Below are 9,018 nucleotides of genomic sequence, written 5' to 3' on the forward strand. Positions count from 1 at the left end.
GGGGCGACCACCGCGGGGACGGCGCCGACCGCCTTGGCGCCGAACGGGGCCACCACGTCGCGCTCCTCCAGCAGCGCGGCGATCCGCACCTCCGGGGTGTCCAGCGCGGTCGGCAGCCGGTAGCCGGTGAGCGAGGGGTTCCGCAGCACCCCGCCCTCCGTCCGCAGGTCCTCCAGCAGGGCCAGGCCCACGCCCTGGGCCACCCCGGCCTCGATCCGGTCCTCGATCTGGCGCGGGTTCAGCGCCCGGCCGACGTCCTGGGCGACCGTCATCTCGACCACCCGCACGGCGCCCAGCTCGATGTCCACGTCCACCACCGCGCGCATCGCGCAGAACGAGATGGAGACGAAGGCGTCGCCCTGCCCGGCCTCGTCCAGCGGCTCGGTGGGGTGCGGGCGGCACTGCGCGGTGGCCCACAGCTCCTTGCCCTCCAGCGCCTCGGCGACCGGCATGCCGAGCACCCCGTCGTACGAGGTGATCTTGCCGTCGGCGATCTGGAGCAGCTCCGCCGACATCCCGAAGTTCGCCGCGATCGGCTGCAGCAGCTGGTGGCGGACCATCAGCGCGGCCCGCTCGACCGCACCGCCGGAGACCCAGGTGTGCCGGCCGCGGGCGGACGGCCCGGCGATCGACTGGTCGCTGTCGGCCGGCGCGATGTAGACCTCGCTGACGCCCAGCACGGTCTGCACGATCTGCCGGGCCAGCGTGGCGAAGCCCTGCCCGGCGTCGACCGCCGCGCAGATCACCGTGGCGTGGTCGCCGCTGACCCGCACGGTCGCGGTGGACACCTCGTCCTCGCCCTCGGCGCCCAGCATGTGCACCATGCCGACGGCGTAGCCGATGCCGCGCCGCACCGCCGCCGGGTCGCCCGCGCCGCCGGGCCCGCCGGGCAGCAGCCACTCGGCGTCCGGGTCGTCCACCGGCAGGGCCGGCAGCGGCTCGGCGGCGACGGCGTCCAGCAGGGCGCGCACCGGCGCCGGGCAGGTGACGGCCTGTCCGGTGGGCAGCGGGTCGCCGGTGGACATCGCGTTGCGGCGCCGGATCTCCACCGGGTCCACGCCGATCCGGGCGGCCAGCTGGTCCAGCTGCGACTCGTACGCGAAGCAGGCCTGCAGCGCGCCCTCGCCGCGCATCCGGCCGGCCGGCGGGTTGTTGGTGCGCACCGCCCAGGCGTCCACGAAGACGTTCGGGCAGACGTACGGACCGGCCGAGAAGGCCGTCGCGGCGGCCAGCGCCTCGGCGGAGACGTCCGCGTACGCGCCGCCGTCCAGCAGGATCTGCGCCTCGACCTTCACCAGCGTGCCCTCGGCGTCGGCGTGGTGGCGGTAGCGCAGGAGGGCGGGGTGGCGCGAGGTGTGGGTGTGGAAGGACTCCTCGCGGGTGAGCGTCATCTTCACCGGGCGGCCGGTGCGCAGCGCCAGCAGGGCCAGGGTGACCTGGAACGAGATGTCCTCGCGGTCGGTGGTGGCGCCGGGCACGCCGGTGACCACCAGCCGGACCCGGTCCGGCTCCAGGCCGAGGCAGGCGGCTGTGCGGTCGCGGTCGCCGTGCGGGTCGGTGGAGGACAGGTGCAGCTCGACGCCGCCGTCCGGGCGCGGCACGGCCAGCCCGGCCTCGGCGCCGAGCGGGGCCGGGTCCTGCCGGCCGACCTGGTACAGGCCCTCGACGACGATCTCGCCGACCGCGTCCGGGTCCCCGGTGCGCAGCGGCAGGTGGCGGAAGAGGTTGCCGTCCGGGTGCAGCGGCGGTGCGGTGAAGGCCTGCTCGGGGTCGGTGACGGCCTCCAGCGGCTCGTAGTCGACCGCGATCAGCCCGACCGCCACCCGGGCGGTGTCCGGGTGGTCGGCGGCCACCGCGGCGATCGGCTCGCCGTGGTGGCGCACCACGCCGGCGGCCAGCACCGGCCGGTCGGCGACGATCGGCCCGGCCGGGGCGCCGTCGGGGGTGCCGTCCGGGCCGGGCGGCAGGTCCGCGGCGGTGACCACGGCGTGCACCCCGGGCAGCGCCAGCGCGGCCGAGGTGTCGATGCCGCGGATCCAGGCGTGCGGGTGCGGCGAGCGCAGCACGGCGCCCCACAGCAGCCCCTCGGCCCACAGGTCGGCCGCGTACGGGTAGATGCCGAGCGCCTTGGGCAGCGCGTCGCTGCGCAGCGGCGAGCTGCCCAGGCCGATCGGCTCCGGTGCGCCGCCCTCGCCACCGTCCTGCTGGAGTGCTGCGCCGATGTCGGTAGGCGACGTCATGATGCGTGGTCGTCCTCGGGGAGCCGGATGCCGTGGGCGGGGGTGGCACCGTACGGGACGCCGGCCGGGGCGCCGCCCTCGGCCGGGGCACCGTGCGGGTGCGGGGCGGCGTACGGGGTGCCGTGCGGCGGCGTGCCGTCGTAGGCGGCGCCGGGCAGCGGGGTTCCGTGCGCGGGGGTGGACTCGTAGACCGGGGCGTCGTACCCGGTGTCGTAGCCGTTCTGCTGCTGGTGGCCGTCCGGGTAGGGCAGGTAGGTGCCGTGCGCGGGGGTGGCCTGGTAGGGCTGCTCGGGGTAGCCCTGCGGCGGGTAGTACACCTGCTCGTCGCTGGCCTGGGCGGGGATGGTGTCCCGGATCGGGGCCAGCACGGTGGTGTCGTACACGCCGGTGTCGTAGCCCTGGGGGTCGCCGTACGGCATTCCGGCCGGGGCCTGCGCGACGCCCTGCGGCACGGCGCCGGACAGCGGCGCGGGCTGCGGCGCGGGGTGGGCGGCCGGGTGGGGCTCGACGGGCTGCTGCGGGACGTGCTCGATCCAGGCCTCGGCGTCGGTGTAGACCGGCGGCTCGACGGCCTGTCCGGGCTCCACCGGCGCCTCCGCCGGCGGTTCGGCGGCCTGCTCGGCGGCCGGGGCGGCCGGCGCCCCGGGAGCGGCCTCGGCGGCCTGCGCGGCGGCGGCCTCGGCGAGCGCCGCGGCCTCCTCCGCCTCCTCGGCCTCCAGCGCGCGGGCGTCCGCGACGGTCTGGACGGCGGCCAGCACGCCCCGGTAGCCGGTGCAGCGGCAGAGGTTGCCGCACAGCGCCTGCCGGGCCTCCACCTCGCTGGGCCGGTGGTTGCGCTGGAGCAGGTCGTGCACCGCCATCGCCATGCCGGGGGTGCAGTAGCCGCACTGGACGGCGCCGGAGGCGGCCAGCGCCTGCTGGACGGCGCTCGCGCCGCCGGCGGCCGACAGGCCCTCGACGGTGTTGATCTCGCTGTCGGCGGCCAGCGCGGCCGGCACCAGGCAGCCGGCCACCAGCTGGCCGTCCACCTGCACCGAGCAGGCGCCGCACTCGCCCTGCTCGCAGCCGTCCTTGGCGCCGGCCAGGCCGAGCCGCTCGCGCAGCACGTAGAGCAGGCTCTCGCCGATCCAGGCGTCGGTGACGGGCCGTTCGAAACCGTTGACCCGCAGCGTGTACGAGGCGCACGGGCGCAGCTCGCGGCTGACCTGCGGGGAGAGGCCGAGCGGGTCGGCGTCCAGGGTCTCGATGGGGTCTGTGGTCACTTCAGCGCCCTTCCCAGTGCCCGTCGGGCCAGCACCGATACGGTACGCCGCAATCGGACGGCGGCCGCGGTCGGCCCCTCGGTCACGGCCTCCCAGGCGCCCTCGGCGCCGTAGTTGTCGGGGACGCAGGCGGCGGCCACGTACTCGCCGAAGGCCGCGGTCGCGGCCGGGTCGATCTCCCGGCTGCCGTCCCAGTCGATGCAGCCGGCCACCCAGGCCTCGGCCTCCAGCGGCCGCAGCGGCACCGGCGCGACGGCCCCGACGGCGCAGCGCACCGAGCGCCGGGCCGGGTCGAGGACGAGGGCGACGGAGGCGGTGGCGCGGGCCGGGCCGCTGCGGCCGGTGGCCTTGAGGAAGACCTGCGGGGCGTGCAGCAGCGGGACGCGCACCCAGGTGAGCAGCTCGCCGGGGCGCACCGGGTCGAGCCCGGTGAGCAGGTGACTGACCGGCACCTCGCGGGTGCCGCCGGCCCGGGCCAGGGTGACGCTGGCCTCCAGCGCGGTGAGCACCGGGAGGGTGTCGCCGGCCGGGGCGGCGGTGACGATGTTCCCGCCGAGGGTGCCGACGTTGCGGACCTGCGGCGGGCCGGCGGTGCGGGCGGCGTCGGCGAGCGCGGGGATGAGCGCGGCGAAGTCGGGGCGGTCCATCCTGGCGTGGGTGAGTCCGGCGCCGAGCACGGCGGTGCCGCCGTCCTCGTAGCGCCAGCCGCGCAGTTCGGTGATCCGGCCGAGGCCGACCAGGGCGGCGGGGCGGAGCCGGCCGGCGTTGACGGCCTCCATCAGGTCGGTGGCTCCGGCCACCGGTACCGCGGCCGGGGCGGCGGCCAGCGCGTCGACGGCCTCGTCGAGGGAGGCCGGCAGCATGATCGTCCGGTTCACCTGGGTCCCACCGTGCTCCACTTGCTCATCGATCGCCTGCCGCCCGCCGGCCTTCGGCCGTGCTGTCCTGCGTCAGCAGCCCGGCCTGGCCCGTAGGGTACGGGCGATCGGGCCGGGTTGGGCAACTCTGGCACACAATGCTCGATGATCACTTCGGGGCCGGTGAACGGGGCTGCCCGATTGGGACCGATACCGGGCGGTATCTGCCCCGACCCGCTCCGGGCCAGGGCAGATGTTCATCAGTTCTTGACGTCGGACGACCGTTCAGAAGTTCCCGGTGCGGAGGACCTGGGCGTGTCCAGGGCGTGTCTAGCGGACCGGCGGCGGCCCCTCGATCGGCCGTCCGGCCACCCCGGGCCACCGCTGCCACGGGTGCGGGCCGGAGGCCGGGCGGTACTCGACGCCGAGCGCGTCCAGCACCCTCAGGTGCGCCGTCAGCCGCCGCTCGAAACCGGCGAAGTCCCGCTCGGCCGGCTCGGCGGGCAGCGCGGACCAGGCCACCTCGGCGAAGGCGACCAGCCGGGGGAAGGCCCGGTAGTCGATGTCCCGGGCGCTGTCCATGAACTCGCTCCACAGGTTGGCCTGGGTGCCGATCACGTGCCGCGCGGCGGCCTCGTCCAGCTGGGCCGGGACCGGCTCGAACCGGTAGACGTCCTCCAGCGTGCGCACGAAGCCGACCGGGATCGGCTCGTCCGGCCCGTCCGCCTGCCGGTGGTCGAAGTAGACGTGCTGCTCGGGGCACATCACCACGTCGTGCCCGGCCTTCGCGGCGGCGACCCCACCGCCGAACCCGCGCCACGAGGAGACGGCCGCGCCCGGCGCGAGCCCGCCCTCCAGGATCTCGTCCCAGCCGATCAGCCGGCGGCCGCGCGCGGCCAGCCAGCGGTCGAAGTGCCGGATGACGTGGCTCTGCAGCTCGTCCTCGTTGGCCAGGCCCAGCTCGCGGATCCGCGCCTGGGCGGCGGCGCTGTCCTTCCACTGCTCCTTGGGGCACTCGTCGCCGCCGAGGTGGATGAACTCGGACGGGAAGAGCTCCAGGACCTCCTCCAGCACGCCCTCGAAGAACCGCAGGGTCTCCTCGGAGGCGTTGAGCACGTGGTGGCTCACCCCCCAGTCGGTCCACACCCCGAGCGCGGCGGTGTCCACCACGTCGGTGTTGCCCAGCTCGGGGTAGGCGGCCACGGCGGCCTGGGTGTGGCCGGGCAGGTCGACCTCCGGGACGACGGTGACCCCGCGGGCGGCCGCGTAGGCGACGATCTCGCGCAGGTCGTCCTGGGTGTAGTAGCCGCCGTGCGGGCGGTCGTCGCGGCGCTGCCCGGACCGGTAGCCGACCATCGAGCGCTCCCGCCAGGCCCCGCGTTCGGTCAGCCCCGGGTAGCGCTTGATCTCGATCCGCCAGCCCTGGTCGTCGGTCAGGTGCAGGTGCAGCACGTTGAGCTTGTGCGCGGCCAGCAGGTCGACGAAGCGCAGCACGTCCGACTTGGGCAGGAAGTGCCGGGCGACGTCGAGCAGCGCGCCGCGCCAGCCGAACCGGGGGGCGTCGGCGATGTCGGCGCCGGGCAGCACCCAGCCCTCGCGGCGCAGCGGCGAGCGGCGGTAGGCGTCCGGCCCGAGCAGCTGCCGCAGGGTCTGCGCGCCCCACAGCGCGCCGGCCGGGCCGCCCGCGGCGACCAGGGCGTGGCCGGGGCGCACCGTGATCCGGTACGCCTCGGCGGCCAGCGTCCCGTCCTGGACCAGCTCGATGCCCGCACCCGGCCGGCCCGGGCCCAGCGGCAGCCCGGTGGCGGCGGACAGCGTGGCCCGCAGCCAGCGCTCGGCGTCGGCCAGCGCGGGGGGTGCGGTCAGCGTGGTGGCGGCGTCGAGCGGATAGTCCTCGTCCGGGCGGCGGGCGGCACTCGAAGGTGCGGGAATGAGGTCCATTCCGACATCCTGCCCACGCCCCGAACGATTGGCATAGACCACCCGGGAAACCGGGTGCTATGCAAAACGGCGTCGTGCGCGGCGGCCCGGACTACTTCTTGTCGCCGTCGCCGCCCTGCGGCTTGCCGATGCCGTCGTAGATCTCCTTGCACATCGGGCAGACCGGGTACTTCTTCGGGTCGCGCCCGGGCACCCACACCTTGCCGCAGAGCGCCACCACGGGGGACCCGGAGAGCGCGCTCTCCATGATCTTGTCCTTCTGGACGTAGTGCGCGAAGCGCTCGTGGTCGCCGTCCCCGTGGGACACCTGCGGGACGGGCTCGACCAGGGTGCCGGTGCCGAGGCCGCGCTCGGGCTCAAGAGTGCTCATGGGTGCCAAGTCTATGGGGGCCTCCGGAAACCCGGCCAGTGCCGCGGCGCCGGGCCGGTCGGCTCAGTTCATCGTCGGGTCGTCCGGGTACGTCGCCAGCAGGGCGAGCGGGCCGCGCTGGCGGCGCAGCACCGCACGCCACAGCCGCTCCGGCTCCGGGCTGGAGACGTCCCCGGGCTCGCAGTCCACCAGGTACCAGGCACCGGTCTCCAGCTCCGCCTCCAGCTGCCCCGGCGACCAGCCGGCGTACCCGGCGAAGATCCGCAGGCTGCCCAGCTCGCCGGCCAGCACCTCGGGCGGCGCCTCCAGGTCCACCAGGCCGATCGCGCCGTGCACCCGGCGCCAGCCGAGCGGCTCCCCGGTGCCCGGCTCCCCCGGCGCCACCGCGAGGCCGAGCGCCGAGTCCAGCGCCACCGGACCGCCCTGGAACACCACGGCCGGCTGTCCGACGAGTCTGTTCCAGCCGTCCAGCACACTGCCCACCTCGACCGGCGTCGGCCGGTTGAGGACCACGCCGAGCGCCCCCTCGGCGTCGTGGTCGAGGAGCAGCACCACCGCCCGCGCGAAGTTCGGGTCGGTGAGCAGGGGCGTCGCGACGAGCAGACGGCCGGTGTGGGACCGGCCTCCGTGCGAATGGGCCGCCGTCATGCCCACATGATCCCGCAGAACGGCACCCCTCGGACACCGCAACACTCGGAAACGCGCCACGCCGGACGAACACCCGTACGGCCGTACCGGAGGGCGGGCGCGGGCCGGGAGAGAGCACCATCACGGGAGAGGCTCACGGGAACCATCGGCACGCCTACTACCATCTACGTCTGGTGGACGCCCTTATACGGTGCCGACTCGGTTTCGCCGGGGGCCCGAACGCGCCCGTACGACCGGTCCACCACCGGCTCTCTCCCGGAGCCCCTCCCCCGACTCCTCTGGCACCCCGGATTGCGAGAACGATGACCGACGACGTCCTGCTGGTCCATGGCGGAAACCCGCTCGAAGGCGAGATCCGCGTCCGCGGTGCGAAGAACCTGGTGCCCAAGGCCATGGTCGCCGCCCTCCTCGGGCAGGGCCCCAGCAGACTGCGCAACGTCCCGGACATCCGCGACGTCAAGGTGGTCCGCGGCCTGCTGCAGCTGCACGGCGTGACGGTGCGCGCCGGTGACGAGGAGGGCGAGCTGATCCTCGACCCCTCGCACGTCGAGAGCGCCAACGTCGCCGACATCGACGCGCACGCCGGCTCCTCGCGGATCCCGATCCTGTTCTGCGGCCCGCTGCTGCACCGCCTCGGCCACGCCTTCATCCCCGGCCTGGGCGGCTGCGACATCGGCGGCCGCCCGGTCGACTTCCACTTCGAGGTGCTGCGCCAGTTCGGCGCCACCATCGAGAAGCACCCGCAGGGCACCTACCTGGTCGCCCCGCAGCGGCTGCGCGGCACCAAGATCGAGCTGCCCTACCCCTCGGTCGGCGCGACCGAGCAGGTGCTGCTCACCGCCGTCCTCGCCGAGGGCGTCACCGAGCTGCGCAACGCGGCCATCGAGCCGGAGATCGTCGACCTGATCTGCGTCCTGCAGAAGATGGGCGCGATCATCACGCTGGGCACCGACCGGACGATCCTGATCACCGGTGTGGACGAGCTGAACGGCTACAACCACCGCGCGCTGCCGGACCGGCTGGAGTCCGCCTCCTGGGCCTGCGCGGCGCTGGCCACCAAGGGCGACATCTACGTCCGCGGCGCCCGCCAGCTGGAGATGATGACCTTCCTGAACACCTTCCGGAAGGTCGGCGGCGCCTTCGAGGTGGACGACGAGGGCATCCGCTTCTGGCACCCGGGCGGCGAGCTCAAGGCGATCGCCCTGGAGACCGACGTGCACCCGGGCTTCCAGACCGACTGGCAGCAGCCGCTGGTGGTCGCGCTGACCCAGGCCACCGGCCTGTCCATCGTCCACGAGACGGTGTACGAGTCGCGGCTCGGCTTCACCGGCGCGCTGAACCAGATGGGCGCGCACATCCAGCTCTACCGCGAGTGCCTGGGCGCCACCCCGTGCCGCTTCGGCGCCCGCAACTTCCTGCACTCCGCGGTCGTCTCCGGCCCGTCCAAGCTGATCGGCTCCGAGCTGGTCATCCCGGACCTGCGCGGCGGCTTCTCGTACCTGATCGCGGCGCTGGCGGCCGAGGGCACCTCGACCGTGCACGGCATCGACCTGATCAACCGCGGCTACGAGAACTTCATGGAGAAGCTGCGCGACCTGGGCGCCCACGTCGAGCTCCCCGAGGAGCAGCTGGTCGACGCCTGACCGGCGGTCCGGCCCCCGTGGCCGGCCCGGCCGGGCCGGCCACCGCACGACGGCGAG

Annotated in this window: 6 protein-coding genes and 1 pseudogene; 1 reads left to right on the forward strand and 6 read right to left on the reverse strand. The window is 75.0% G+C overall.

Annotated elements, in window-relative coordinates:
* The 6 genes and pseudogenes from ABZW03_RS31480 to ABZW03_RS31505 all read right to left on the reverse strand — a co-directional run.
* Positions 1-2,240, reverse strand: a 2,240-nt coding sequence (locus ABZW03_RS31480) for a xanthine dehydrogenase family protein molybdopterin-binding subunit (protein ID WP_355265814.1), incomplete at its 3' end; no start/stop codon positions are given.
* Between the two features lie 734 nt (positions 2,241-2,974).
* A pseudogene (locus tag ABZW03_RS31485) lies at positions 2,975-3,421 on the reverse strand ((2Fe-2S)-binding protein); the annotation flags it as partial.
* A 77-nt stretch (positions 3,422-3,498) separates the two neighbouring features.
* A complete protein-coding gene (locus ABZW03_RS31490) occupies positions 3,499-4,365 on the reverse strand; it encodes an FAD binding domain-containing protein (RefSeq protein ID WP_355265826.1) in 867 nt (288 codons plus the stop codon).
* Between the two features lie 324 nt (positions 4,366-4,689).
* The gene (locus tag ABZW03_RS31495) at positions 4,690-6,300 is read right to left on the reverse strand and encodes a beta-N-acetylhexosaminidase (protein ID WP_355265817.1); all 1,611 of its coding nucleotides are present in this window, start codon (positions 6,298-6,300) and stop codon (positions 4,690-4,692) included.
* Between the two features lie 91 nt (positions 6,301-6,391).
* Complete coding sequence (locus ABZW03_RS31500) at positions 6,392-6,670, reverse strand: DUF3039 domain-containing protein (protein WP_049653451.1); 279 nt, start codon at positions 6,668-6,670, stop codon at positions 6,392-6,394.
* 63 nt (positions 6,671-6,733) lie between these two features.
* On the reverse strand, positions 6,734-7,318 hold the full coding sequence (locus tag ABZW03_RS31505; protein ID WP_355265820.1) for a YqgE/AlgH family protein: 585 nt from the start codon (positions 7,316-7,318) through the stop codon (positions 6,734-6,736).
* A 302-nt stretch (positions 7,319-7,620) separates the two neighbouring features.
* On the opposite strand from ABZW03_RS31505, the gene murA reads away from it, so the two are divergent.
* Positions 7,621-8,961, forward strand: coding sequence for a UDP-N-acetylglucosamine 1-carboxyvinyltransferase (murA, locus tag ABZW03_RS31510; RefSeq protein WP_355265823.1), 1,341 nt, complete (start codon positions 7,621-7,623; stop codon positions 8,959-8,961).
* Positions 8,962-9,018: the final 57 nt, after the last annotated feature.

The organism is Kitasatospora sp. NPDC004799 (assembly GCF_040609095.1).
In the GTDB taxonomy this organism is placed as follows: Bacteria; Actinomycetota; Actinomycetes; order Streptomycetales; family Streptomycetaceae; genus Kitasatospora.

Bases quoted from the DNA above. Each gene is read 5' to 3' on its own strand.
- ABZW03_RS31490 (WP_355265826.1), bottom strand. From the start codon at position 4,365: ATGCTGCCGGCCTCCCTCGACGAGGCCGTCGACGCGCTGGCCGCCGCC.
- ABZW03_RS31495 (WP_355265817.1), bottom strand. From the start codon at position 6,300: ATGGACCTCATTCCCGCACCTTCGAGTGCCGCCCGCCGCCCGGACGAG.
- ABZW03_RS31500 (WP_049653451.1), bottom strand. From the start codon at position 6,670: ATGAGCACTCTTGAGCCCGAGCGCGGCCTCGGCACCGGCACCCTGGTC.
- ABZW03_RS31505 (WP_355265820.1), bottom strand. From the start codon at position 7,318: ATGACGGCGGCCCATTCGCACGGAGGCCGGTCCCACACCGGCCGTCTG.
- murA (WP_355265823.1), top strand. From the start codon at position 7,621: ATGACCGACGACGTCCTGCTGGTCCATGGCGGAAACCCGCTCGAAGGC.